Origin of the sequence: Pseudophaeobacter profundi (assembly GCF_029697505.1) — a bacterium.
In the GTDB taxonomy this organism is placed as follows: domain Bacteria; phylum Pseudomonadota; class Alphaproteobacteria; order Rhodobacterales; family Rhodobacteraceae; genus Pseudophaeobacter; species Pseudophaeobacter profundi.
On record NZ_JARJEF010000010.1, the window covers coordinates 63,173 to 87,081 of the forward strand.

Sequence of the window (23,909 nt, forward strand, 5' to 3'; positions counted from 1 at the left end):
ATAACAAAACTGAAGATGCCACCTGGCCGGTCAGTCCAGCCAGTTGGGCAGCCAAAGCGCCACATCAGGCACCATGAAGACAATCGCCAGCGCAATGATTTGAATGGCGATAAAGGGCAAAAGCGCGCGGAAGATTTCCGCCAGGCTCATATCCCTTGGCGCGACCGATTTCAGATAAAAGGCCGCTGGACCAAAGGGGGGCGACAGGTAGCTGACCTGCATGTTCATCGCAAAAAGAATGCCGAACCAGACCGGATCCATGCCCAGTTTGATGATGATCGGTACAAAGATTGGCATGGTCAGCAGCGCGATGCCAATCCAATCCATGAACAGGCCAAGCACAAGTAGGATCGCCATCATGATCAGGACGACCACCGCAGGCGACGCATCGCTGGCCAGAATTGCGCCCTCAATAAAGCGGTTCCCACCCATCAGGTTGTAAACGCCAACCAGGGCGGCGGCGCCAACACCAATCCAGATGATCATACCACAGGTTTCCAGCGTCTGCTGCAGACTGTCGCGGATCAGCGCCCAGCTGACTTCCCGCCGGATTGCCGCCGACAGAAACACACCCATGACGCCCATCGCCGCTGCCTCGGTCACCGATGCAACCCCGCCATAGATCGACCCCAGCACCAACACCGCCACCCCAAAGGGCAGCACCACACCTTTCAGCTTGGCCAGTTTTTCCGCCATGGGAATGTCTTGCTCTTCAGCCGACAGCGCAGGTGCCATATCCGGCGAAATCGTGCAGCGCACATAGATATAGAGAATATAAAAGCTTGCCAGCATCAAGCCAGGCAGCACCGTGGCCAGAAACAGATCGCCAATGGAAACGCCGGATGTCAGCCCATAGACGATTAATACGATCGACGGTGGAATCATCGTCCCCAGTGATCCGCCCGCGCAGACGGTGCCAATGGCCAGCGCCCGATTGTAGCCCAGCCGTAGCATCTGCGGCAGTGCAATCAGACCCAACAGCACAATTTCGCCGCCAATAATACCAGAAATCGCCGCCAGAAACACCGCAGCGACCAGCGTCTGGATCGCGACGCCACCGCGCAATCGCCCCGCCACAATGCGCATCGCGTCATAAAGATCGCGCGCCATGCCAGAGCGGTCCAGCAATGAGGCCATCAGCACAAACATCGGGATCGCCACCAGGACATATTCATTCACAAAGGAATAGATCCGGCTGGACACCAGCGGCACTCCCATGGGGCCAAACCAGGCCAGGGTAAACAGGATTGCAATCAACCCGGTCACAAAGGCCAGCGGAATGCCAGTCAGGATCATTACCATAATGCTGCCCACCAGCATCCAGGAACTGATCTCTATGCCCAGACTGCGCCCCTGTGTGAACAGCACTGCGCAGACCGCCAGAAGAATGGCAAAGACCAGCGCAATCCCAATCATCGCGGATTTGCTGGGCGGTTCCTGGCAGGATTGGCGATGCCCAGTGCCTTTAACTGCCACCCAGATATGACCAAGCGATTGCAGGGTCAGCACCACCGCTGCCAGAAAAAGCGCCATTTTGACCAGCGCCGGGGTCACCGGGTTCCAGGCGGAACCAGAACGTTCTAGCCGCAGATCCCCCTGCGGGGTCCACCAGGATTTTTCCACCATACTATAAGCGGCATAGGCAATGGCGACGGCAAAACACAGGGTCAGCAGGGCATTGACCAGATCCAGCAGACGACGGGTGCCGCCTTTGGTGTCAAAATAGATCAGCCCGATGCGGATATGTTTGTCCGATGCCAGACACTGCACGCCGCCAAACAGGTAACACACCGCCACCAGCGCGATCACCGTTTCATGCGCCCAGATGGTGGGGGCGCTAAAGAAATAGCGCATCACAATTTCGTAAATCGACACCAGCGTTGAAATCGCAAACAGAAAGGCAACGCCACCGCCCAGCGACAGGATCCCGCGATCCAGCCTGGTCTGCGCACCACCGCTATCGGCTTCATGTGCCTGTTTCAGCGCTTCAATCTGCGCTTCGGCCTCAGCCGCAAAATCCACTGTTGTGTCCTGTGCCATGCGCAATTCTTTCCCGCCCCGGATAAAGGAGGGGCCGCAAAGCCCCTCCTCTTCTGTCTGAGATCTATGCTATTTGGCCAAAAGACCGGCCGAAATCAGATAGGCAGAGACGCTTTCATAGGCCTTGCCGGCCATTTCTGAACGATCAGCCCATTGCGCCCACTGCGTCTGGGCGATACCGCGGAATTTGGCGCGCTCTTCGTCGGGCCAGTTGATCACCGTGACCTCTGGATCGGCCATGGCTTCGGCGACGGCCACCGCATTGGCCATATCCAACCGCGCCACCATATCCTGGGCGAAGTCACGCACAGAAACTGCGAGAATTTCCTTCAAATCGGCAGGCAGGCTGTCGTAGATTCCCTTGTTCATCGACACATCCACCACCGGCATCGAATGAAACCCCGGATAGATAGGATAGTTGGCAAATTCATGCATGCCCTGCGCATGGTTGGTGGAAAACACGGTATAATCGGCCGCGTCAATCACGCCTTTTTCCAGTGAGGTATAGACCTCGGATCCAGGCAGGTTCACCGGGGCAGCCCCGGCGGCGGCGAAGACCTCTTGCACCATGCCTTCGGGCGCGCGCATTTTCAGCCCCTTCAGATCGTCCACAGTATTGAGCGGCCGGGTCGACAAGAACGCCTCTACCCCAGTGGCCGAGGCACCGAGAAACTGCAAACCGTAGGGATTTACCAGTTCGTTATAGAGCTCCATCCCGCCTCCATAGTTCATGTAGTTGAACATCTGCTGCGGATCTGACCAGGCACCAACCAGATTTCCCAGCATGGCAAAAGCCGGATCCTTGCCGGAAAAATAGGACGGATCGGTCATATGCCCCTGTAGGATACCGGCCCCTACCGCATCCAGGGTTTCGCCATGCGCCACCACAGAACCGACTGGAACAATAGTGATTTCCAGCCGTCCGTTTGACATGGTCTTGACCCGCTCGGCCCATTCTTCCTCGATCGCAAAGAAATTGTCCCCCGCCTGGGCAGAGGTCTGGAATGTCCACTGATGCTCTTGCGCAGCTAGAGGCGCGGCCAGGGCCGCCAGCGCGGTAAGGCTCAGCGCTGCGGACCGTGGAAATTTTACAAAATTCTTGATCATCGTTGTTCTCCCTTACAGGCCGGTTTCGCCCGACCGCTCCTATGTGCGAAGGCTAGGCCCCGCATCCCAACCGCCCCCTATGGCTGCACCCCTGCGGGCTTTGCGGCGGCAACATATTCCACCAAAATGGTGCACCGGTTTCTCCAGCCTCCCAACTGGTATCGAAACCGGTATCGGTACCATGCGCGAATTTCCATCCACAGGTCAACGCGTTTCAACGCTTTGCTATTGGCCGCCGCGTCCACTAAGTTGGCAAAAATCGGGGGCCGCGCGACATTACCTTTGGTCAACAACAGGTTGAAACAATGCACAAGAGAAAGACCTTGCAGGACGTTGCCTTGGCTGCCGGGGTCAGCAAGATGACTGCCTCGCGCGCCCTGCGAGGGGACAAGGACGTGTCACAGCGCAGTATCATGCGGGTGCAAAAGGCCGCGCGCGAAATCGGCTATGTCGGGAATCACCTTGCCTCCTCTCTTGCCGGGAAAGCCACCGACCTGATCGGCGTGGTGCTGCCCAACCTTGAAAACATCGTCTTTTCGCATGTGCTGAACGGCATCACAGAGACGCTCTATGGGACCGGATTGCAGCCCGTTTGCGGCATCACCGAATACGACCCGGAACGCGAATACGAGGTGGTGCGCAACATGCTGTCCTGGCGGCCCACCGGGCTGATTGTCACTGGCCTGGAATTTCCCGCCGACACCGCAAAACTGCTAGTCGAGGCCGACATTCCAGTGGTGCAGATCATGGATACCGACGGCGACCCCATTGGCGGCTGCGTCGGGTTTTCGCATCATCAGGTCGGCTTTGACATGGCGCAGGCCCTGGTGCAAAGCGGCAGAAAACGCATCGGGTATATCGGCTGTGGGCTTGGTCAGGACAACCGCGCCCAAAAGCGTTTTGATGGCTTCCTTGCGGGGTTGCAGCAGGCCGATGTCAGGCTGGTGGCGCAGCGCCAGGATCCTGGGTTTTCCTCAATTGCAACTGGTCGCCGCCTGACCCAGGCATTGTGGCAGGATCACCCGGATCTTGATTGCATTTATTACTCCAACGATGATCTGGCCGCTGGTGGCTATCATTATTTCAATGACTTACAGGTTGCCATCCCGGATCAGGTCGGATTGGTCGGCTGCAACGGGCTTGATTTTATTTCTGGCGTGCCGGGCAGGATCGGCACCACACGCACCCCGCGCCACGAAATCGGCGAAGCCGCCGTGCGGATGATTTTACAGGCGGTGGCCAGCGGCGCGCCATTGGCCCCAATCAAGCAGGAACTGCGCCCTGAAATCGACCTTGGGCTGATTGCCACCCAGCCACCCGCAACGCCAGATCCATAAGACCATGCCTGCTGCATAGGCCCCGCCCCTGCCCTGTTGGGAACCCGCGGCTACGCTCGTGCTCAACCCAAAACGGCCCCCCGAAAACCGGGGGACCGTTTTGAATTTCCGCAATCAAATCAAGGGCAAACCGGCGGGATTAACCGCCAAAATCGTCCAGCATGATGTCTTCGCGGTCAACGCCAAGATCAAGGAGCATGTTGATCACCGATTGGTTCATGATGGGCGGACCACACATGTAGTATTCGCAGTCTTCCGGTGCCGGGTGGTTCTTCAGATATTCCTCGAACAGGATGTTATGGATAAAGCCGGTATAGCCAGTCCACTCGTCCTCGGGCATCGCATCCGACAGCGCCACGTGCCATTCGAAGTTGGGGTTTTCAGCGGCCAGGCCGTCGAAATCCTCGACAAAGAACATCTCGCGCTTGGAACGTGCACCATACCAGAAGCTAATCTTGCGATCCGTATTCAACCGCTTCAGCTGGTCAAAGATATGGCTGCGCATTGGTGCCATACCGGCCCCGCCGCCCACAAAGATCATTTCCTTCTTGGTATCTCGCGCGAAGAATTCGCCAAAGGGACCCGAGATGGTCACCTTGTCGCCGGGCTTCAGGTTGAAGATGTAGCTCGACATCTGACCGGCAGGGATACCTTCTGAACCGGGTGGCGGCGACGCAACCCGCACATTGAGCATGATCATGCCCTTTTCTTCCGGATAGTTGGCCATGGAATAGGCGCGTTCAACCGGCTCTGACACCACGGATTCATACTGCCAGACATTGAAGCGGTCCCAATCGCCGCGATACTCTTCTTCGATGTCAAAATCGGTGTATTTCAACGCATGGGCCGGGGCCTCGATCTGGATATAACCACCCGCGCGGAAATCGACGTTTTCGCCTTCGGGCAGGTCCAGGACCAGCGCCTTGATGAAAGTGGCGACGTTTTCGTTGGAACGCACGGTGCATTCCCACTTTTTGACGCCAAACACCTCTTCGGGCACTTCAACTTCCATGTCCTGCTTGACCGCGACCTGACAGGACAGACGGTCGCCGCAGCCGGCTTCGCGTTTGGTGATATGGCCCTCTTCGGTGGGCAGGATAGAACCGCCGCCGGAATGCACGCGTACCCGGCACTGGGCACAGGTACCGCCACCGCCACAGGCCGAAGGCACAAACAGCTTTTCCGCCGCCAGCGTCTGCAGCAGTTTACCACCCGCAGGCACGGAAATGGTTTTTTCGCCGTTTATGGTGATGTTCACATTACCAGTCGACACCAGCTTGGAACGGGCTGCAATGATAATGCTGACAAGCGCCAGAACGATCAGGGTGAAAAGGACAATGCCAAGTCCAAAGGTCGCCATATTTCCAGCCCCTCTTACAGTTTCACGCCGCTGAAGGACATGAAGGCCATAGCCATCAGTCCAGCGGTGATGAAGGTAATGCCAAGCCCCTGCAATCCATCAGGAATGTCAGAATATTTCAGCTTTTCGCGCACGCCTGCCATGGCGGTGATGGCCAGGGCCCAGCCAAAGCCGGAAGACAGGCCATAGGTCGCTGCCTCGGCAAAACCATAGTCGCGTTCCACCATGAACAAGGACCCACCAAGAATGGCGCAGTTCACGGTGATCAACGGCAGAAAGATCCCCAACGCATTGTAAAGCGGCGGGAAATATTTATCCAAAACCATTTCCAGGATCTGCACCAGCGCCGCGATAACGCCGATATAGGAAATCAGACCCAGGAAGGTCAGATCCACATCGGGAAAGCCAGCCCAAGCCAGCGCGCCGGGCGCCAGCAGGTAGGTCAGGATCAGGTTGTTGGCCGGCACGGTGATCGCCTGCACGATCATCACCGAGATACCCAGGCCGATAGCGGTGGGAATTTTCTTCGAAACGGCAATGAAGGTACACATGCCAAGGAAGAAGGAGAGGGCCAGGTTTTCAACAAAGATCGCCTTGACCGCAAGAGAGAGGAGCGCTTCCATCAGTGGGCCTCGACTACTTGGATTTTATGTTCACGCGCTTCCACCTGTTCAGGTTTCCAGGAGCGGAAGGCCCAGATCAAAAGACCAATGATGAAAAAGGCCGAAGGTGGCAGCAGCAGCATCCCGTTCGGCACATACCAGCCGCCGTTGTTCACGGTCTCCAGGATGGTCACGCCGAACAGCGAGCCCGCGCCAAACAGTTCGCGAACAAAACCAACCAGCATCAAGATCAAGCCATAGCCCAACCCATTGCCAATCCCGTCAATGAACGAAGCCACCGGAGGGTTCTTCATGGCAAAGGCTTCGGCCCGGCCCATCACGATGCAGTTGGTAATGATCAAGCCGACAAAAACCGACAGGGTTTTTGAAATCTCAAAGGCGTAGGCCTTGAGCACCTGATCCACCAGGATCACCAAGGATGCAATAATCACCATCTGCACAATAATGCGGATAGAGCTGGGGATCTGGTTGCGCAGCACCGAAATGAACATCGATGAAAACGCCGTCACCAGCGTCACCGCAATTGTCATTACCAGCGCCACTTTCAGCGAAGAGGTCACCGCCAGAGCAGAACAGATGCCAAGCACCTGCAGGGTAATCGGGTTGTTGTCGACCAATGGGTCGAGCAGCATTTCCCTACGTGTCTGGGCCATCAGATATCTCCTGCTTTGAGATTGGCAAGGAAGGGGGCATAACCGGTTTCGCCCATCCAGAAGCGTACCAGATTATCAACACCAGCCGAGGTCAGCGTGGCACCCGACAGGGCATCCACATGGAACTCTTTGCCAGCGGCGGGCGCTGTCTTGGCGACGGTGATTTGCAGCTCACCGCTGTCATCCGTCAGGCGCTTACCCTGCCACTGCGCTTTCCAGCGCGGGTTGTCGACCTCGGCGCCCAGGCCGGGGGTTTCAGCATGGCTGTAGAATTGCAGACCAAAGATGTCATTGCCGTTTTCTTCCACAGCGATAAAGCCATAAAGCGTCGACCACAGACCATAGCCATGCAGCGGCAGGATCACCTTGTCGACCGCGCCAGCCGCATCTTTCAGCAGATAGACGGTCATGTATTTTGACTGCCGCCCAATCGAGGCCGGATCTTCGTCCAGCTTGATCGAGGTAGCCGGATCATCCGCCGCAGCGCGGTCGTCGAATTCGGCCACATCAAACTGATCCGTAAATCGCCCGGTTGCCAGCTCCAGCACCCGCGGTTCAAACGAGGCGCCAAAGGCTTCGGTGATATCCATGCCTGGCTCATAAAGCCCCGCGACCTGCAAAATATTGATCTGCTTGTCTTTCAGCTTGTTGGCTTCCTGCGTCGGTCGCAAGGCAACCGCAGCCGCCGACACGATCATCGAGGCACAGAGGCAGAGTGCCACAGCCACAAACAGGGTTTTACCCGTCGAATCCGGCGAAGCCTCCAGAAAACGGCGGATGGCACCTTTGTTGGTTTGCTCAGACATAACGCTTCGCTCTCCGTTTGATATTGGCCTGCACGACAAAATGGTCGATCAGCGGCGCAAAGACGTTGCCGAACAGAATGGCGAGCATCATGCCTTCGGGGAAGGCCGGGTTGATCACCCGGATCATCACCACCATGAAGCCAATCAGCGCACCATAGATGTAGCGACCCGCATTGGTATGGCTGGCCGACACAGGTTCCGTCACCATGAAGACCAGGCCAAAGGCAAAACCACCGGTGACCAGATGCCAATACCAGGGCATGGCAAACATCGGGTTGCTGTCAGACCCAATGGCGTTCAGCAGCAGCGAAAAGCTCACCATGCCCGCCATGCAGCCCAGAACAAGGCGCCAGTTGGCAATCTTGGTGATCAACAGGAAGGCCAGACCAATCATGCAGGCCAGGGTCGAAGTTTCGCCAAAAGACCCCTGAATGGTGCCGATAAAGGCATCCATCCATTCCATCCCATTGGCCGCCAGCTGGTCAAACCCGGACGAGGCCGAGATCGACAGCGCGGTGGCACCGGAAAATCCGTCTACAGGCGTCCAGATGCTATCGCCGGACATATAGGCCGGATAGGCAAAATACAGGAAGGCCCGCCCAGTCAACGCCGGGTTGAGGAAGTTCTTGCCGGTGCCGCCAAAGACTTCTTTGCCGATCACAACGCCAAAGGAAATGCCGAGCGCAACCTGCCACAACGGAATGCTGGCCGGCACGATCAGTGCATAAAGCATCGAAGTCACCAGGAAGCCTTCGTTGACCTCATGCCCGCGCACGGTGGCAAAGATCACTTCCCAGATACCGCCCACTACCAGCGTGGTGATATAGATCGGCAGGAAATACAGCAGCCCATGCGCCATATTGACCAGCGGATTGCTGGGGTCAAAGCCGATGCCAAGGAATTCCAGCACAGCAACACGCCAGCCCGTGGCCTCATAGGCGCCTAGCGCGGTATTGACCTGCAAGCCGGTGTTATAAAGACCAAAGAGGATACAAGGGATCGTTGCGATGACCACATAGGTCATGATCCGCTTCATATCGATATAGGACCGCGCATGGGGTGCTGCGGTGGTGACCGTCTTTGGTGTGTAGAGAAAGCTCTCGACCATCTCGTAGATGGGGAAGAGCTTTTCCCATTTGCCGCCCTTGGTAAAGTTCGGCTCAATGCGGTCAAAAAAGTTACGGAGACCCAAGAGACTATCCCTCCTTTTCGATCTTCGTCAGACTGTCGCGCAGCGCCAGTCCGTATTCGTATTTTGCCGGGCAGGCAAAGCCGACCAGCCCGAGATCTTCTTCGTCCAACTCCAGCGCACCCAGCGCCTGGGCCTGGTCGGTATCCATCACCAAAAGCGCGCGCAACAGCTGCGTTGGCAGATAGTCCTGCGGCATCAGCCGTTCAAAGGTGCCGGTGGGCACCATGGCACGCCGTCCTCCGTTCAGGTTTGATGTCAGCGCATAGAGCTTCTTGGAAAACAGCGATCCCAGCACCGGCTGCACCGCGTATTTGCTGGCCATCGGGCGAATCCAGCCCAGCGGGATCTGTTTCTTGTCTTCTTCGATCACGGTGATCTGCCGCGCATAACGCCCCAGATAGCCATCCAGCCCGGCACCAGCGCGCCCCGACAGGATCGAGCCAGAAATCATCCGCACGTTTTCAGTGCTGTCCAGCTCACCGGCCAGCAGCTCTTCCATAGAGGCACCAGCAATGGTGCGCAGCAGGCGCGGATTGCGCAGCAGCGGACCTGACAGCGCCACGACGCGTTCGGCATTGATCTGGCCAGTGCTCAGCAACCGGCCAATGGCGATCACATCCTGGTAGCCGATGCTCCAGACCGTCTTGGTCGCGGTGGGCGGCTCGATGAAATGCATGTGGGTGCCAGCCAGACCTGCAGGATGCGGGCCGTCAAAGGTGGCGACGTCGACCTCATCCACGCTGGGAATCGCAGTTCCGGGCGTTTGGCATAGATAGGTTTTGCCCTCGCTCAATCGGCTGATCGCGCGCAGGCCATTGGCAAAATCTTCGGCGGCCTCCTGAATGATTACCGCCGCCTCTGGCGCCAGAGGTTCCGATTCCATTGCGGTGACATAGATCGCGGCCGGGCGGGCTTCGAGGCTGGGCACCTTGGAATAGGGCCGACTGCGGAACGAGGTCCACAGACCCGCAGCACAGAGCCGCTCTGCCAGACCTTCGGGGGTGGTGATATCGCCCACCGCCGAGAAATCAACCGGATCAGCCGCCGCGGCGTCCACTTCGATTTCAACGCTGATCAGCACCCGGCGTGCACCCCGGTTGATCGCTTTCACACGGCCTGCCACTGGCGAGACCACCTGCACCTCAGGGGTGTCTTTATGGGCAAAGATCGGGGTGCCAGCGGCGACCACATCGCCTTCTTGCACCGCGAGACGGGGTTTCAGACCCAGGTAATCGCTGCCCAGCAGGGCAACGGTCCTGACTGCCGGACCCATATGAACTTCCTGCGAAGGCGCGCCTTCAACCGGAAGTTCGAGTCCTTTTTGTAGCTTGTAATGCCGCAACTCTATCTCTTCTTCTCTGCTATCGGTCAGAACCAACACATCGTGGCCGTTGTTCGGATTCGGCCTGCAAATAGTCTGATCTGGACCAAGTTCCCACTGGAAAAATGCAAAAGTGTCAGATCAGGCCCACCGAGGCTTGATTGACAGGGCCGCGAATAGCGTACAATAGGAGGGCGTTTCAAGGGTAGGTGAACAAATGGCTCGGCTCTTTCTTGTTGCTCTGATGGTTCTGCTTGCCGCCTGCAAGTCGGATCCGGTCACTCTGACCTTCAGCGGTGAAACAATGGGCACAACCTATAATATCGTCGCGGTAGACAAGACCGCTGCGCTTTCACCAGATGTAGTGCAGGATGCGATCACTCAGGCGCTGGATCAGGTCAATGCGCAGATGTCCAATTGGGACCCCAGTTCAGAAATTTCGCGCTTCAACGCCGCCGCCGTGACCGACCCGGTCAAGATCTCGCCGGAACTGGCCAAGGTGATGCGTGCCGCCACCGAGATCCACCGCAAAAGCGAGAAGCTGTTTGACGTCACCCTTGGCCCGCTGATTGAAATCTGGGGCTTTGGGGCGCGCAACGCCGACAGCCCGGTGCCGTCGGACGCAAAGATCCAGGCGGCGCTGGCGGTGATTGGTCAGGACAAGATCCTGTCGCTGTCAACGGCCCCCAACAGCCTACGCAAGAGCCTGCCTGATACTTCAGTCTACTTGGCCGCCATCGCCAAGGGCTATGGGGTAGATCAAGTCGCGGCCGCACTACAGGCGGCAGGACTGCACGACTATATGGTCGAAATCGGCGGCGATCTGGTCACCGCAGGCCAGAATCCGAATGGTGCCAGCTGGCGCATCGGCATTGAACGCCCTGATGCCGCAGCCCAGACGATTGAAGAAATTGTCGATGTCTCTGGGCTTGGCATGGCGACATCCGGCGATTACCGCAATTATTTTGAACAGGATGGCATACGCTATTCCCATATCATCGACGCGGTCACAGGCCGCCCAATCACCCATGGAACAGCCTCTGTCACCGTGCTGGCCGATTCTGCCATGATGGCCGATGGCTGGGCCACCGCACTGCTGGCCTTGGGTCAGGACCGTGGGCTGCCCATCGCCGAGGCAGAGGGACTCGCGGTTTTGTTCATTGCACGTCAGCCCGATTCTGGTGAAACAGGGTTTGAAACCACCGTCAGCACCCAGTTCGCGAAACTGCAGGCAGAGCAATAGAAGGCACAGATCCCATGACCACTTTCCTGTTTACCTTTGGGCTTTTGACACTTGTCATGCTGGGCATGTCGCTGGGGGTCTTGTTGATGGGCAAGACCATCAAGGGCAGCTGCGGCGGGCTGAACGCCATTTCCGGCGCCGATAAATGCGTTGTCTGCGCCAAGGATATCGATCCCGACAGCCCACTGCGTGACAAATTACAGTGTAAGCGTGCCCGGAAGATGGTGGAACAAATGGAAGCAGAGATGCAGGCCAAGCCCTGATCTGCCCAGCTGATTGCCAGACCCATGCATAACAGGCGGCCCCTTGGGTCGCCTTTTTGCTGTGTCTGCCCCGACGTTCAGCCGGCTGTCACGACGCCTGCATCGGCACAAAGGCCAGTAGCAACAGCGCCCCAGCTGCCAGCAGACCAAACAGCCAAAGCTGCCAGCGCGGCCCCTCTGCCTTCCAAACGCGGCGATAGCGATTGCCCGCAAGCACCGCCAGAAATATCAGAACCGTGGCAACAAGAGGCGTCAGAGTGATCTGCGAGGCAAGCAAGGTATTTCCCCATTGGTATTTTGTCGTCTAAGCTGAATGGCACGGCACAGCACCATGAGACAACCCAAGCACCGCAACCAAAAGGGAGCATTTCAACATGCCAAGCTCATATCAGGCGCCCCACGTGGGCGACCACCCCAAACAGGCCAGTCACAGCCAGTCTGTCGATAGCAATATCGCGCAAGAGACGGCCACAGTTGAAAAACTGATCGCGCGCAAGGGCAGCACAGTCTACACGATCTCTCCCAAAGACACGATCAGCACCGCTGTCAAAGTTCTGCGAGATCGCAGAATTGGTGCGCTCTTGGTCACCAATACCGAAGGCGGGCTCGACGGCATCCTGTCAGAGCGCGACATCGTGCGCAAACTTGCGGAAACGCCCGGCCAGACCCTGCCGCAAACGGTCGCCGACAATATGACACGATCAGTGGAAACCTGCGCCCCGGCTGATCCTCTTGTGACGGTACTGCGGCGCATGACCGAAGGGCGCTTTCGCCATATGCCGGTGATCTCGCAGGGCAAAATTTGCGGTATGCTGACGGTTGGCGATGTGGTGAACTACCGCCTGCAAGAGCTGGAGTACGAAGCGCTGCAACTGAAACAAATGATTGTTGGCTAAGCGCTCTTCTTTCGCTCCCACTCTGTGCCAGTGGGCGGGGGCATGGCGCGCGGGATCAGTCCTCCGAGAGGATCGGAAAGCGGCGCCCGGTGATATGCAACAATTCCTGCACCGCAGTCACCAGCGCCGGCCCGACGCTCTCGGTTATCAATTCATCCGTCAGATCGACGGTGCGCGCACCGCTCAGAAAGGAGACCGGTTCGCCAAATTCTGACGGACGGTAGGGCGCGGCTATGGCGTTGATCGAGGTATTGAAACGCTGCTCTCCGCGCACAAAGGCATAGCCATCGCTAAGCAGGCCGGACTGCGCCTCGGCCCAGGCCTCTTGGTATTGGCTTTGATCCTGCGGCGTCATGGATTGGGTCAGTTTGGTCAGCTCGCTCCGCCCCAGGGCCCCCAGAAAGGCCGCCCCGGTAGACGAGGCCAGGATCGGCATCCGGTAGCCCACATTCAGCCAGATGGTGGTTGAATTGCGCGGCCGCCAAGTCTTGACGATCAGCATCTTGCCATCGTCCTGAATTGCCACCCCGGTCAGCGTTTTGGTAGCATCCGCCAGCCTTTGCATGATCGGCCCAGCAGTTTCCACAAAGCCAAAAGAAGCCCCCGCGATATTGCCAAGCGCCAGTGCGGCAGGCCCCAGCCGATATTTGTCATGGTGATGTCCATGGGTCAGATAACCAAGCGCGCAGAGCGTGAAGGTCAGCCGTGAAACAGTGGAACGCGGCAGGCCCGTGCGCTCTGATATTTCAAGATTTCCAAGTCCATCGTCATTAGGCCCAAAGGCCCGCAACACATTGAGACCACGCGCCAGGGTATTGGCAAATCGCTTATCGTCTTTCAGTTCTGACATTGCCTCAAGTCCTAGCCATGGTTAGAAATTCCAACTTATCGAAATTAAAGCCAATGAAAAAGCCTGTTCATCTTGCTGTCATCGACAACACAAGCGAAATCGACGGAAAGCCCACAATGAGTGCGAGAACCAGCACATCAACGCAAAGAAACCGCCAGATGCCGGCAAAAACGGTGCCAATCGGTGCCGCTCGGCCCACCACATTCGACAGGACAAAGACATTCAGCCCCACTGGTGGGGTGATCAGGCCGATTTCCAGCAGCTTGACCACCACAACGCCAAACCAGATCAGGTTCATGCCGTAGGATTCGACCAGAGGCACCACCAAAGGCAGGGTCAGAACCATGATGCCAATGGGATCAAGGAACATGCCCAGCATCAGATAGACAGCACAGATACACAGCAGCAGAACCATGGGCGACAGCTGTGCATCGGCCACCGCCTGCACCAGTGCTGGCGCCATGCCGGTCAGGGCGATGGCGGCAACAAAGATCTTGGCCCCGGCAGCCACCACAAAGATCGCAGCGGTCTGCACACAGGTTTCACGCACCGCTTCCCACAGGCCCTGCAAGGTCAGGCGTCTTTGGCCAAAGCCGATGAGGGTGGTGATCACGACACTCACCGCGGCCGCCGCCGTAGCGGTGAAAAACCCGCCATAGATCCCCACCACGATGATCACAAAGATCAGTGCCGCAGGCCATGCCTCGCGGGCGGCCGCCATTTTCTCGCCAAAGCTGGCCGCTGCACCACGTTCGGGCACAAGTCTGGGATTAACCTGGATCCAGGCCCAGATCACCAACACAAAGCCCGCCAGCGTCAACAGCCCCGGTAGCACCCCCGCCAGAAACAGTTTGCTGACGGATGTTTCTGTGAAGATGGCGTAGATGATGAACAGGATGCTTGGTGGGATCAGCGACCCCAATGTGCCACCCGCTGCCACGCTTGCCGTCGCCAGACGCGGATCATAACCAAGGCGCAGCATCTCCGGCGTGCAGATCTTGCCCATGGTCGAGGCACAGGCCAGGCTAGATCCGGTGATGGCGGAAAACCCGCCACAGCCCATGACCGAAGCCACCGCCAGCCCACCACGCTGGCGCACCAACCAAACCTTGGCCGAATTGTAGACCGCCGTGGTGATACCTGCCCGATAGGCGATATTGCCAAGCGCCACAAACAGCGGAATCATCGACAAATCAAAGCTATGCACCAGATCGAAAGAGTTCGAAAACACCAGAGACGCAGTCGCCCGGATGGCGCGCTCGGGCATGAAGGTTCCGGTTCTGAAGGCGAAAATGCTAAAGGCCGCCATAGTCGCCACGCCGATCAGCGCAAAGGCAATCGGCACCCGCATCGCCAGGAGCACCAGCATCAGGCCAAAGGCCACCAATCCAATCGTTGCCGGATCCATTACATCTATTCCCGATATTAAAGAGGTCTACGAAAGGGGCGTGTCGCTTAGTTGCCCGCAGCGTCCAAGGCTAACCTGCCGCCACGCCAGAGGGTGACAATATCGCTGCAGCCCATCATCAGCAGCCGCAGCCAACACAGCGCAATGCCAATCACAAAGGCCAGTCTCCCTGGCCATTGTGGCAGGTTGAGATCCCCATAAAAGGCGCTGCCAGTATTGATCTGATGCATCAGCTCCTTCCCGCCCGCATAGATAAGCGGCGTCAGGGCAAAGACCCCGAAGAAGGTGCCAAAGACCACAAAATAATCCACCAGACGCGGTGGCAGCATATTGGTCAAGAATTCAACTGCGATATGCGCCCGCTGGGTGGTGGCAGCCGCCAGCGGCATAATGATGGCCAGCACCATCAATTCACGCACGATGATCACCGCATCCGGCACCGAGGCGTGAAACAGGTTCAGGGCAATCACATCGGCAAAGATCATCAAAGCCAGTAGAATAATCGCTGCCGTTGCCACGTCGATACAGATTTTTTCGATCCGGTCCAGCATACCTGCCACCTTTGCCATATGTTGAAAGTTGAAACATCGGGGCAGGACTGCTCCTGCCCCGGCGCATCAGGTTCGGGCGCGGCTCAGTTGCGCTCCCAAGGGTAGCCCTTGGCCTCGAACTCGGCGGTGAAATCAGCCACAGCCTGGGTATAGACCTCGATCATGTGATCCGGGTTCAGCCCAACGCTGGCGGCGTTGTCTTTCCAGTCCTGCAAAAAGGGTTCAGTGGCTGCGTTCAGGGCTGCGCGCTCTTCGACAGAGACCTCGATTACCTTGACGGGGCGGTCATATTCATCCGCCCGCATTGCCGCCAGCGCCTTGGAATTGGCGCCAATGACGATCTGGGCGAATTTATCGGCCAGCTCGGTGCCTGCCTGGGTCATCACCGCCTTTTGCTCATCGCTCAGCGCATCATAGCTATACTTGTTCATGAACATGCCGTAGCCGCCGATCTGGCCCCAGTTCAGCACCGTGTAGCTGTCGATGACCTCATGCCATTTCAGCGCCGGAACGATGTAGGAATAGCCCTGGGTACAATCGATCAACCCGGTATCAAGCCCTTGATAAGCATCATAAACGCTTAGGTTGACCATGGTGGCGCCCAGCTCGCCAAAGACCTTGCCGTAGACGCCAGCGCCGCGCACCTTCTTGCCTGCGATATCTGCAATCGATGTGATCTCACCGCCCTTGCAGGCGACATTCACATCCGAAGCGGTGAAGGTGCCGATATAGACCAAATTTTGGCGGGCCAGGTTTTCCGTGATCTCTGGCACCGTGCGCATCAGGTGGTCAGTGGCGCGCAGGCCAACCCAGGGGTTCGGGCCGCCCAGGGGCAGATCTGCCAGCGAATAAGCCGCCATTTCCTTTTGGAAATAGGCCGAAATGATCGACCCCGCATCCGCAACGCCATCACCGATCGACTGCACCGAGGCAGAGGCCTTGAACAGGGCACCGCCCCATTGCACATCCAGTTTCAGATCGCCGTCGGACAGTTCACCGATCCGGCCATCGAACCATTTCAACGCTGCAGGCACAGTGCCGCGGGCCGGGCCGCTATGGCCATAGAAAATGGTGGTCTGGGCTGCTGCAACGCCGCCCATGGACAGGGCAACAGCGGCGGCCCCCATTGTGGTTTTCACAAAACGCATAGTCAAAATCTCCTCCCCGAGACGACATTTGATTCTAGCTAACATACAGAACACACTTCTGCATAGTAGAATTTGCGTTCACACAGTGACTTCCCGCAAGAGCTGGTCCGTGAAAGACGAAATCAATTTTGATTTGAGAATCTTACCGGTTGGCGCCACCGGCAACTTCTGCGCCAAAATGATCCGGGTCGGGCGTTTATAGGGGGCAAGGCGATCATGAACAAAGGCCGCCAAATCCTCCTCGCACAGGCGGCAGTTCGGCGCCACTTTAACAAAGGCGAGCACCTCTTCGTTGCCCGTCGCCGGCCTCCCCACAACCCCCGCCATGATGACCTCGGGGTGATCGGTCAGCGCCGCTTCGACCTCGGCCGGGTAGACATTGCGGCCAGAGCGGAAGATCAGTTCTTTTGAACGGCCAACGATATGCAGCCGCTGCTGCGCATCCAATACCCCCAGATCACCGGTTCGAACAAAGCCGTCTTTGGTCAGAACCCTGGCGCTTTGCTCTGGGTCGCGGAAATAGCCCTTCATGACCTGCGGCCCGGCCACCAGAATTTCACCAATACCTTCAGCAGGGGTGGCGCCTATGGCATCAAAATCCAGCTGCAGCCGACTGCCCTGCATCGGGTAGCCGACGCTTACATCCGGGTCGCCCAGCTGATTCTGGGTGCTACAGACCCCGGCGGCACCTTCGGTCAGCCCATAGCCGTTTTGCAGGGGAAGGCCATAAAAGGCCTCGGCCTCACGCTTCCAGACAGGATCCAGCGGCGCCCCGCCAGAGGAAACAAAGCGCAGGCATCCGCCTTCATAACTGTTTTTGTTTTGCCCGCGGGCATAGTGAAACAGTAGCGCATGCATCTGCGGCACCGCTGGCAGCATCGTCACATCACGTTGCAGCGCAGCAAAAAGCCGTTCGACCGAAAACCGTGCTTCAAGTCGCACCTTTCCCATGGACCCGCAAATCGACAAAAATGTGACCAACCCAAAGATATGTGAAAGCGGCAGCGCCAGAAAGGTCACGTCCTCGGACAGCATGCCTCGCACCTTGACCGTCGCCTCCGCCGCAGAAATTAGATTTTGATGTGTCAGCATCGCCGCTTTGGGCGCCCCCGTGGACCCCGAGGTATACAGCAGCAGCGCCACCTGTTCATTTGGGTCGTCAGAACAGGGTTCCGGCCGATTGCCACGCCGCTGAAACAGGCCCACCGCACCATAGCGCCCCCGCTCTGACCGCGCGGAATAGGCCTTGCCATGGGTTATGGCCGCCTCAGACGCGGCGTGGCAAAACACCACCACGCTGGGGTCGCTATGGGTGATCAGCCGATCCAGTTCGGCATGGGTGAGTCGCGCATTCAACGGCACCGCGACGGCGTCCAGCTGACTGATGGCAAAAAGGAAGGCGCAGGCCTCCAGACTGTTTTCAAAGACAAGGACCACCCGATCCCCTGGCCCGACCCCGCGGTCCTGCAACACTGCCCTGGCCTCTGCACTAGCCGCAGCCAAATCGGCCCAGCTATAGGCCTGGTCTGCAAAATCGATCATTGCAAGCGCATCTGGCTGTGCCGTCGCAGCGCCATTCATGGCGTGATGGATGCGGGTCTGCATGGGCGTCCCTCTCTCATATGGATGACCTAATAGCCTGGCCTCTAGCCCCGACCAGGACGGGAAGAGGCTGATACCAAGTATAGCGCCCCAGGTTGAAAATTTCAATATGTGGAATTTACAGCGTCATAGTGAAATACACCTCAGCCGCGCTACCGCCCAAATGCCAGGCCGCTGAAAATATAATCACAACCAGACAGCCCTCTGCCCGGCCCAATAGATCAAGGGTCACGCCACCTTGTCGCCCGGGCATCTGACCGCCCCAGACACTAAAGTGCTTGCCCACATCAAAGGCGAATTGACATTTTTTATGTGCAGACTTAAAAATTTCATGCGTATGCTTAATAAAAATCTTCAGGGATAGAGACAGACATGAAACGCAGAGACTTTATCAAGATTGGTGCCGCAGGCGCCGCAGCCAGCACCCTTGCGGCCCCTGCTACTGCGCAGGGCGTGCGCCAATGGAACATGGTCACCGCCTGGCCCAAAAACCTGCCTGGACCCGGCGTGGCCGCGCAGATGCTGGCGGATCGGATCACCACACTATCCAGTGGCCGTATTGAGGTAAAGCTGCACGCCGCTGGCGAGCTAGTACCCGGACGCGGTGTCTTTGACGCGGTTTCCGAAGGCACGGCCGAGCTGTACCATGCGGTCCCCGCCTATTGGGGTTCCAAATCCAAAGGTATGTTGCTGTTTGGCTCGCAGCCTTTTGGCCTGCGCGCAGATGAACAGTTTGGCTGGCTCTACCATGGTGGCGGTCAGGCGCTGTATGATGAAATCTATGGCCGCTTCAACCTGAAACCCTTCCTCTGTGGCAACTCTGGCCCGCAGTGGCAGGGCTGGTTCCGCAATGAAATCAACTCTCTTGATGATCTGAAAGGGCTGAAGTTCCGCACCACCGGCCTCGCTTCGGAGATGTGTTCCAAGATCGGCATGGCCGTGCAGTCCATGGGGCCGCGCGACATGTTCCAGGCGCTGCAGACTGGTGCGCTGGATGCCGGCGAATTCATCGGCCCCTGGAGCGACAGCGCCATGGGTTTCTATCAGGTAGCGAAAAACTACTACTGGCCCGGTGTCGGCGAACCATCCTCGGCCGAGGAATGCGGCGTCAACGCAACCGCCTACGCGGAACTGCCCGAAGACCTGCAGCAGGCTGTCAGCTTTGCCTGCGAAAGCCTCTACAATCCGGTCTGGACCGAATACACCACCAAACACGCCCAGGCGCTGAAGCAGATGGTCGACAACGAAGGCGTCAAGGTCAAGAAACTGCCCGATGATGTGCTGGCGGCCATGGCTTCTGCCGCCGACGAAGTGATGGCGGAACTGGCCGAGGATGACGACGAGCTGGTGCGCCGCATCACCCAGAGCTTCCTTGCCTACCGCGATTCTGTTGGGTCTTATATGAGCTATGCAGACAACGGCCAGATGAACGCCCGTGCCAAGGCGCTAGGCTACTAAGAGTCTGAAAACATAAAGCTAGCTATCCGGTGCGGGTCTCTCGCGCCGGATTTTTTTCAATACGGCCTTTCGGGGCCATAACGAACCGGAGCCAGGCAAAAGATGGGACAGAGATGCAGCGATTAATCTCAATGTTGGACGGCATCAGCCGTACCACCGGCACGCTTGTGCGCTGGCTGGCGCTGGCGATGCTTATGGCGCAGTTCCTGATTGTGATTGCGCGCTTTGTCTTTGGCTATTCCTCGATCGCAGCGCAGGAATCGGTGCTCTATATGCATGCCACCCTGTTCATGCTGGGGGCGGGCTATACCCTGCTGCAGGATGGCCATGTCCGGGTGGATATCTTTTACGACAAACTCAGCCAACGCGGCAAAGACCGCATTGATCTGTTTGGCCATCTATTCCTGCTGACGCCAGCGATGCTGATGCTGCTCTACTGGTCCTGGCCTGCGGTCTCCAACTCGTGGAAAATTCTGGAAGGGCCGATTTCCGTTGGCGGCATCAAGGCCGTGTTTCTGCTGAAAAGCCTGATCCCTGCCTTTTGCATTCTGGTGCTCTTGCAATCCCTGTCCTGCGTGCTGCGCATCCTTTTAAAGACTGAGACCCGTGATGGCTGAATATCTTGATCTGCTAATGTTTGGCGCCCTGATGGTGGCCATTCTGTCAGGCTTTCCGGTGGCCTTTTCCATTGCCGGTACAGCGATCATTTTTGCCATTGTTGGCTGGTCTATGGGGGCAATGAACCTTGGGCTGCTGGGCGCGATGTCACAGCGGATCTTTGGCCTGCTGACCAACAATGTGCTGATCGCCATTCCGCTATTCGTGCTGATGGGGGCTATTCTAGAGAAAAGCCGCATCGCCGAGGATATGCTGGATACCATGGGGCGCTCTTTTGGGCAGCTGCGCGGCGGGCTTGGCATTTCGGTGATTCTGGTAGGCATGCTGTTGGCGGCATCAACCGGGATCGTCGGTGCCACTGTGGTGGCCATGGGCATGATCGCCCTGCCCACCATGCTGCGGGCGGGCTATGATCCGCGCGTGGCCTCTGGGCTGGTCTGTTCGGCCGGCACGCTAGGGCAGATCATCCCGCCTTCGACCCTGCTGATCATCCTGTCGGATGTAGTGTCAAATGCCTATCAGCAGGCGCAGTACGAGCAGGGCAAATTCACCATCGAAACCATTTCCGTCGGGCAGATCTTTGCTGCGGCGCTATTGCCAGGGCTGACACTGGTTGGGCTTTATATCCTTTATGTGCTGGCGCGCGGCTGGATCCGGCCCCAGGACATGCCCCCTGCCCCCGCCAACATGCCACGCCCGCCCCTGAGCGAAGTGGCCCAGGCGATTCTGCCTGCCATCCTGCTAATTCTTGCGGTGCTGGGCGCAATTCTCAGCGGCATTGCCTCCCCAACCGAGGCGGCTGCCGTTGGCGGTATCGGTGCCGCCTTGATCGCAGCTGTCAAAAATGGCGCGAATCGTCGCCTGATCCTGATTGGCACCGTCAGCCTTGTCCTGCTTGCCATTGGCGCCGGGATCTTTCCGGTGCGACTGCAACGCAGCGATCTGGGGCTGGGCAGCTATCTGCTTGGCGGTGCCTATATGGTGCTGGCTCTGGCCGGACTGGTGGCCATTGCCCTCGCCCTGCGCAGCATGGTTGTGCAAAAGGTACTGCAACCGGCGCTGAATTCCACCCTCACCATGACCTCGATGATTTTTGCCACCATGTTGGCGGCCGGGATCTTTTCGCTCGTGTTCATCGGGCTTGGCGGCGAAGATCGGGTGCATGAATTGCTGTCATCAATGCCCGGCGGCGCCATCGGAGCCCTGGTCTTTTCGATGCTGTTCATCTTTGTGCTGGGCTTCTTCCTCGATTTCGTCGAAATCTCGGTGATTGTGCTGCCGCTGGTGATGCCCACGCTGATGATCATGGGGCATGATCCGGTCTGGCTATCAGTGCTGATTGCAATCAACCTGCAGACCTCTTTCCTGACGCCGCCCTTTGGCTTTTCGCTGTTCTACCTGCGCGGTGCAGCACCGAAGGAAATCACCACCGGCCATATCTATGGCGGCGTGATGCCCTTTATCCTGATCCAGATTATCGCCGTGGCGCTGATCTGGTTCTTGCCGGCGATCGCCACCTATCTGCCCAGTGTGATGTTCTAAGGCGTGGAATGAAAATAGGGTCAGGATCCAATGGTCCTGACCCGCCACTCTGGCATCACCGGCACGAGATCAATTGCCAATAGTCAGGACGCCCGGTTCTCCCCGACCTTTATCGCGAATAAACTCCACCTGGTTGCCATCAACACTGATCTTCTGGCAATCGGTTCCTCTTTCTTCCTGTTTTCCAATTCGAACGTTGCGGCACCAGTACCTGCCTTGCCAGTTCCACGCACCAACCATCTTTTGACTGCCAACAGTGCCGGAAATCTTGCCATCGGAATGGATGACCATTTTGCCCCATTCAGCGGTCAGGCTTTTGTCTACGATACGATCAACGAATTCATTCTGTGATCTTATCTGCTTAAAGGGTCCAGCCTGTGCCATCAGCGGCGCCAGTGAGATAAGGCAGCCAACAAAAGCCGCAAGATAATTACGCTTCATGTTTATACCTCCTGATCTATATAGCTTGCGCAACAGGCGAGATAATACACCAAACGCCGCCAGAATTTGCATCGCTCGGTCAACAGCACGAGATTTTTACGATAGTTTTACGGCGCCAACAGACCAAGGCCAGCCCCCACTCGGGACTGACCTTGCAAGCCACAAAAGACCGGCCAAAGTCGTAAAAGGCCTGCGCCTTATTTCAGAGCGAGCAGCATTTCAAGTGAAGGAACCCCGGTCGTAGGCTGGCCAATGCTGGCCTGATAGGCGCTGATTGCCGCCTGGCTTTTGGGGCCAAGCACCCCATCAGCGCCGTCCGTGTCAAAGCCCTTGGCAGTCAGGCGCTTTTGCAGCTCCACTCGGTCATCCTTGGTCAAACCGTTGGCATCAGGCGGAAATTTACCGCGCAAAGGGGCGCCACCGGCGATCCGGTCTGCCAGATGCCCTACCCCGATGGCATAGGCATCCGAATTGTTATAGCGCTTGATGGCGCGAAAATTGCCAGTCACTGCAAAGCTCGGTCCGCCGGGCTGTGGTTGCAGCGCCCCCGCTGCCGCCGCGCCAGTGACCTCCCGCCCCCAGCTTTGCCCGCGGCTCCAGCCGTTGCGCGCCAGATAGGCAGCGGTAGAGGCCAGCGCATCCGCGGGGTCTTCGGACCAGATATCACGCCGCCCATCCCCGGTGAAATCAACCGCAAAAGCCTGATAAGATGTTGGAATAAACTGGGTATGGCCCATGGCCCCGGCCCAGCTGCCAGTCATTTTCGACGCTGAAATATCGCCGTTCTGCAGAATCTTCAGCGCCGCGATCAACTGCTTTTCAAAAAACGCACCGCGCCGCCCATCATATGCCAGCGTCGAGGTGGCTGAAATCACCGGCACATCGCCGCGCCTTTCGCCATAAAAGCTTTCAAGCCCCCAGATGGCGGTGATGATCGAAGCATCTACGCCGTATTTCGCCTCGAGCGATTTAAGCGTGGCTTGATGCCGCTGATAGGCGGCGCGACCCTTCGAGACCCGTTCATCGGACACCGCAATCGACAGATAATCTTCCAGCGTGCGTTTGAATTCGGTCTGGTTGCGGTCGCGCTTGATAACGCCGGGCAGATAGCCAGCACCGCGAAACCCGGCCCGCATGGTGGCATCGGAGATGCCCTGATCACGGGCACGTTTTTGAAAACTGGCGACCCAGGCGTCATAGCCCGTATTGGCCGTCGGGCGCAGATCTGGCGGCAGTCCCGCCTTGGCGGCAGGCACACTGCCCTGATTGGCCTGGGTGACATTGCTACAGGCCACCAAGCCAAAGGCGGCAAGGCCAAATCCAAAGCTGCGTCGGCTTATATCCTTGGTAAAACTCATATCTCTGCTCGCTATTTTTTCTTCACCCTACCGCATCTTGATCCACTTGCAATCTATCGCAAGCCAGGCGCCAACCTCTGGGCGTCTCCTCG

At 57.7% G+C, this 23,909-nt stretch carries 23 protein-coding genes and 1 pseudogene; 7 read left to right on the forward strand and 17 right to left on the reverse strand.

All coding sequences use genetic code 11. The features are described from left to right. Nucleotides 1-30: 30 nt before the first annotated feature. From P2081_RS15475 to P2081_RS15485, 3 genes and pseudogenes are all read right to left on the reverse strand, one after another. Nucleotides 31-1,320, reverse strand: a complete 1,290-nt coding sequence (locus P2081_RS15475; protein WP_278923848.1) for a TRAP transporter large permease — start codon at nt 1,318-1,320, stop codon at nt 31-33. Nucleotides 1,321-1,476: 156 nt separating this feature from the next. Further along, nucleotides 1,477-2,040, reverse strand: a pseudogene (locus tag P2081_RS15480) (TRAP transporter small permease subunit); the annotation flags it as partial. Between the two features lie 69 nt (nt 2,041-2,109). After that, nucleotides 2,110-3,147 carry a TRAP transporter substrate-binding protein gene (locus tag P2081_RS15485; protein ID WP_278923768.1) on the reverse strand — a complete coding sequence of 346 codons (1,038 nt, stop codon included), beginning with the start codon at nt 3,145-3,147 and terminating at the stop codon, nt 2,110-2,112. A gap of 305 nt (nt 3,148-3,452) precedes the next feature. Between P2081_RS15485 and P2081_RS15490 the strand changes: the two genes are divergently transcribed. After that, nucleotides 3,453-4,484 carry a LacI family DNA-binding transcriptional regulator gene (locus P2081_RS15490; RefSeq protein WP_278923769.1) on the forward strand — a complete coding sequence of 344 codons (1,032 nt, stop codon included), beginning with the start codon at nt 3,453-3,455 and terminating at the stop codon, nt 4,482-4,484. 139 nt (nt 4,485-4,623) lie between these two features. On the opposite strand, the gene nqrF is transcribed toward P2081_RS15490, so the two are convergent. The 6 genes from nqrF to P2081_RS15520 are packed head-to-tail and all read right to left on the reverse strand — an operon-like array spanning nt 4,624 to nt 10,460. Continuing rightward, nucleotides 4,624-5,844, reverse strand: coding sequence for an NADH:ubiquinone reductase (Na(+)-transporting) subunit F (gene nqrF, locus P2081_RS15495; RefSeq protein WP_232405345.1), 1,221 nt, complete (start codon nt 5,842-5,844; stop codon nt 4,624-4,626). A gap of 14 nt (nt 5,845-5,858) precedes the next feature. Continuing rightward, nucleotides 5,859-6,467: an NADH:ubiquinone reductase (Na(+)-transporting) subunit E gene (gene nqrE, locus P2081_RS15500; protein ID WP_278923770.1), complete on the reverse strand. Its 609-nt coding sequence runs from the start codon at nt 6,465-6,467 to the stop codon at nt 5,859-5,861. Further along, on the reverse strand, nt 6,467-7,120 hold the full coding sequence (locus P2081_RS15505; RefSeq protein WP_278923771.1) for an NADH:ubiquinone reductase (Na(+)-transporting) subunit D: 654 nt from the start codon (nt 7,118-7,120) through the stop codon (nt 6,467-6,469). Before P2081_RS15505 ends, nqrE begins: the two co-directional genes overlap by 1 nt. Continuing rightward, the gene (locus tag P2081_RS15510) at nt 7,120-7,926 is read right to left on the reverse strand and encodes a Na(+)-translocating NADH-quinone reductase subunit C (RefSeq protein WP_278923772.1); all 807 of its coding nucleotides are present in this window, start codon (nt 7,924-7,926) and stop codon (nt 7,120-7,122) included. Before P2081_RS15510 ends, P2081_RS15505 begins: the two co-directional genes overlap by 1 nt. Beyond that, nucleotides 7,919-9,118, reverse strand: a complete 1,200-nt coding sequence (locus P2081_RS15515; protein WP_278923773.1) for an NADH:ubiquinone reductase (Na(+)-transporting) subunit B — start codon at nt 9,116-9,118, stop codon at nt 7,919-7,921. Before P2081_RS15515 ends, P2081_RS15510 begins: the two co-directional genes overlap by 8 nt. 4 nt (nt 9,119-9,122) lie before the next feature. Then, nucleotides 9,123-10,460: a Na(+)-translocating NADH-quinone reductase subunit A gene (locus P2081_RS15520; RefSeq protein WP_278923774.1), complete on the reverse strand. Its 1,338-nt coding sequence runs from the start codon at nt 10,458-10,460 to the stop codon at nt 9,123-9,125. A gap of 196 nt (nt 10,461-10,656) precedes the next feature. On the opposite strand from P2081_RS15520, the gene P2081_RS15525 reads away from it, so the two are divergent. Together P2081_RS15525 and nqrM are read left to right on the forward strand one after the other, a co-directional pair. Next, nucleotides 10,657-11,682 carry an FAD:protein FMN transferase gene (locus tag P2081_RS15525; protein ID WP_278923775.1) on the forward strand — a complete coding sequence of 342 codons (1,026 nt, stop codon included), beginning with the start codon at nt 10,657-10,659 and terminating at the stop codon, nt 11,680-11,682. A gap of 14 nt (nt 11,683-11,696) precedes the next feature. Next, complete coding sequence (nqrM, locus tag P2081_RS15530) at nt 11,697-11,945, forward strand: (Na+)-NQR maturation NqrM (RefSeq protein WP_278923776.1); 249 nt, start codon at nt 11,697-11,699, stop codon at nt 11,943-11,945. Nucleotides 11,946-12,033: 88 nt separating this feature from the next. On the opposite strand, the gene P2081_RS15535 is transcribed toward nqrM, so the two are convergent. Beyond that, nucleotides 12,034-12,222: a hypothetical protein gene (locus P2081_RS15535; protein ID WP_278923777.1), complete on the reverse strand. Its 189-nt coding sequence runs from the start codon at nt 12,220-12,222 to the stop codon at nt 12,034-12,036. Between the two features lie 97 nt (nt 12,223-12,319). On the opposite strand from P2081_RS15535, the gene P2081_RS15540 reads away from it, so the two are divergent. After that, on the forward strand, nt 12,320-12,841 hold the full coding sequence (locus P2081_RS15540) for a CBS domain-containing protein (RefSeq protein ID WP_278923778.1): 522 nt from the start codon (nt 12,320-12,322) through the stop codon (nt 12,839-12,841). Nucleotides 12,842-12,896: 55 nt separating this feature from the next. Here P2081_RS15540 and P2081_RS15545 read toward each other — a convergent pair whose 3' ends face one another. From P2081_RS15545 to P2081_RS15565, 5 genes are all read right to left on the reverse strand, one after another. Next, the gene (locus tag P2081_RS15545; RefSeq protein WP_278923779.1) at nt 12,897-13,691 is read right to left on the reverse strand and encodes an IclR family transcriptional regulator; all 795 of its coding nucleotides are present in this window, start codon (nt 13,689-13,691) and stop codon (nt 12,897-12,899) included. Between the two features lie 67 nt (nt 13,692-13,758). Further along, nucleotides 13,759-15,099 (reverse strand): TRAP transporter large permease, encoded by a 1,341-nt coding sequence (locus P2081_RS15550; protein ID WP_278923780.1) that lies wholly within the window; start codon nt 15,097-15,099, stop codon nt 13,759-13,761. A gap of 47 nt (nt 15,100-15,146) precedes the next feature. After that, nucleotides 15,147-15,650, reverse strand: coding sequence for a TRAP transporter small permease (locus P2081_RS15555; protein WP_278923781.1), 504 nt, complete (start codon nt 15,648-15,650; stop codon nt 15,147-15,149). Between the two features lie 83 nt (nt 15,651-15,733). After that, nucleotides 15,734-16,798, reverse strand: a complete 1,065-nt coding sequence (locus tag P2081_RS15560) for a C4-dicarboxylate TRAP transporter substrate-binding protein (protein ID WP_278923782.1) — start codon at nt 16,796-16,798, stop codon at nt 15,734-15,736. A gap of 78 nt (nt 16,799-16,876) precedes the next feature. Continuing rightward, a complete protein-coding gene (locus P2081_RS15565; RefSeq protein WP_278923783.1) occupies nt 16,877-18,403 on the reverse strand; it encodes a class I adenylate-forming enzyme family protein in 1,527 nt (508 codons plus the stop codon). A gap of 369 nt (nt 18,404-18,772) precedes the next feature. Here P2081_RS15565 and P2081_RS15570 point away from each other — a divergent pair, with 369 nt between their 5' ends. From P2081_RS15570 to P2081_RS15580, 3 genes are all read left to right on the forward strand, one after another. After that, entirely contained in the window at nt 18,773-19,858 is a 1,086-nt protein-coding gene (locus tag P2081_RS15570; protein ID WP_278923784.1) for a TRAP transporter substrate-binding protein, read from the forward strand. A 113-nt stretch (nt 19,859-19,971) separates the two neighbouring features. After that, nucleotides 19,972-20,475 carry a TRAP transporter small permease subunit gene (locus tag P2081_RS15575; RefSeq protein ID WP_278923785.1) on the forward strand — a complete coding sequence of 168 codons (504 nt, stop codon included), beginning with the start codon at nt 19,972-19,974 and terminating at the stop codon, nt 20,473-20,475. Continuing rightward, nucleotides 20,468-22,018, forward strand: a complete 1,551-nt coding sequence (locus tag P2081_RS15580; protein WP_278923786.1) for a TRAP transporter large permease — start codon at nt 20,468-20,470, stop codon at nt 22,016-22,018. Before P2081_RS15575 ends, P2081_RS15580 begins: the two co-directional genes overlap by 8 nt. A gap of 69 nt (nt 22,019-22,087) precedes the next feature. Here P2081_RS15580 and P2081_RS15585 read toward each other — a convergent pair whose 3' ends face one another. Beyond that, the gene (locus P2081_RS15585; protein ID WP_278923787.1) at nt 22,088-22,459 is read right to left on the reverse strand and encodes a hypothetical protein; all 372 of its coding nucleotides are present in this window, start codon (nt 22,457-22,459) and stop codon (nt 22,088-22,090) included. A gap of 197 nt (nt 22,460-22,656) precedes the next feature. Then, the gene (locus tag P2081_RS15590) at nt 22,657-23,817 is read right to left on the reverse strand and encodes a lytic murein transglycosylase (RefSeq protein WP_278923788.1); all 1,161 of its coding nucleotides are present in this window, start codon (nt 23,815-23,817) and stop codon (nt 22,657-22,659) included. Nucleotides 23,818-23,909 lie beyond the last annotated feature (92 nt).

What these genes read in the sequence shown, in the direction of transcription:
- P2081_RS15475 (WP_278923848.1), bottom strand. Translation starts at nt 1,320, where the DNA reads ATGCTGGTGGGCAGCATTATGGTAATGATCCTGACTGGCATTCCGCTG.
- P2081_RS15485 (WP_278923768.1), bottom strand. Translation starts at nt 3,147, where the DNA reads ATGATCAAGAATTTTGTAAAATTTCCACGGTCCGCAGCGCTGAGCCTT.
- P2081_RS15490 (WP_278923769.1), top strand. Translation starts at nt 3,453, where the DNA reads ATGCACAAGAGAAAGACCTTGCAGGACGTTGCCTTGGCTGCCGGGGTC.
- nqrF (WP_232405345.1), bottom strand. Translation starts at nt 5,844, where the DNA reads ATGGCGACCTTTGGACTTGGCATTGTCCTTTTCACCCTGATCGTTCTG.
- nqrE (WP_278923770.1), bottom strand. Translation starts at nt 6,467, where the DNA reads ATGGAAGCGCTCCTCTCTCTTGCGGTCAAGGCGATCTTTGTTGAAAAC.
- P2081_RS15505 (WP_278923771.1), bottom strand. Translation starts at nt 7,120, where the DNA reads ATGGCCCAGACACGTAGGGAAATGCTGCTCGACCCATTGGTCGACAAC.
- P2081_RS15510 (WP_278923772.1), bottom strand. Translation starts at nt 7,926, where the DNA reads ATGTCTGAGCAAACCAACAAAGGTGCCATCCGCCGTTTTCTGGAGGCT.
- P2081_RS15525 (WP_278923775.1), top strand. Translation starts at nt 10,657, where the DNA reads ATGGCTCGGCTCTTTCTTGTTGCTCTGATGGTTCTGCTTGCCGCCTGC.
- nqrM (WP_278923776.1), top strand. Translation starts at nt 11,697, where the DNA reads ATGACCACTTTCCTGTTTACCTTTGGGCTTTTGACACTTGTCATGCTG.
- P2081_RS15540 (WP_278923778.1), top strand. Translation starts at nt 12,320, where the DNA reads ATGCCAAGCTCATATCAGGCGCCCCACGTGGGCGACCACCCCAAACAG.
- P2081_RS15545 (WP_278923779.1), bottom strand. Translation starts at nt 13,691, where the DNA reads ATGTCAGAACTGAAAGACGATAAGCGATTTGCCAATACCCTGGCGCGT.
- P2081_RS15550 (WP_278923780.1), bottom strand. Translation starts at nt 15,099, where the DNA reads ATGGATCCGGCAACGATTGGATTGGTGGCCTTTGGCCTGATGCTGGTG.
- P2081_RS15555 (WP_278923781.1), bottom strand. Translation starts at nt 15,650, where the DNA reads ATGCTGGACCGGATCGAAAAAATCTGTATCGACGTGGCAACGGCAGCG.
- P2081_RS15560 (WP_278923782.1), bottom strand. Translation starts at nt 16,798, where the DNA reads ATGCGTTTTGTGAAAACCACAATGGGGGCCGCCGCTGTTGCCCTGTCC.
- P2081_RS15565 (WP_278923783.1), bottom strand. Translation starts at nt 18,403, where the DNA reads ATGCAGACCCGCATCCATCACGCCATGAATGGCGCTGCGACGGCACAG.
- P2081_RS15570 (WP_278923784.1), top strand. Translation starts at nt 18,773, where the DNA reads ATGAAACGCAGAGACTTTATCAAGATTGGTGCCGCAGGCGCCGCAGCC.
- P2081_RS15575 (WP_278923785.1), top strand. Translation starts at nt 19,972, where the DNA reads ATGCAGCGATTAATCTCAATGTTGGACGGCATCAGCCGTACCACCGGC.
- P2081_RS15580 (WP_278923786.1), top strand. Translation starts at nt 20,468, where the DNA reads ATGGCTGAATATCTTGATCTGCTAATGTTTGGCGCCCTGATGGTGGCC.
- P2081_RS15585 (WP_278923787.1), bottom strand. Translation starts at nt 22,459, where the DNA reads ATGAAGCGTAATTATCTTGCGGCTTTTGTTGGCTGCCTTATCTCACTG.
- P2081_RS15590 (WP_278923788.1), bottom strand. Translation starts at nt 23,817, where the DNA reads ATGAGTTTTACCAAGGATATAAGCCGACGCAGCTTTGGATTTGGCCTT.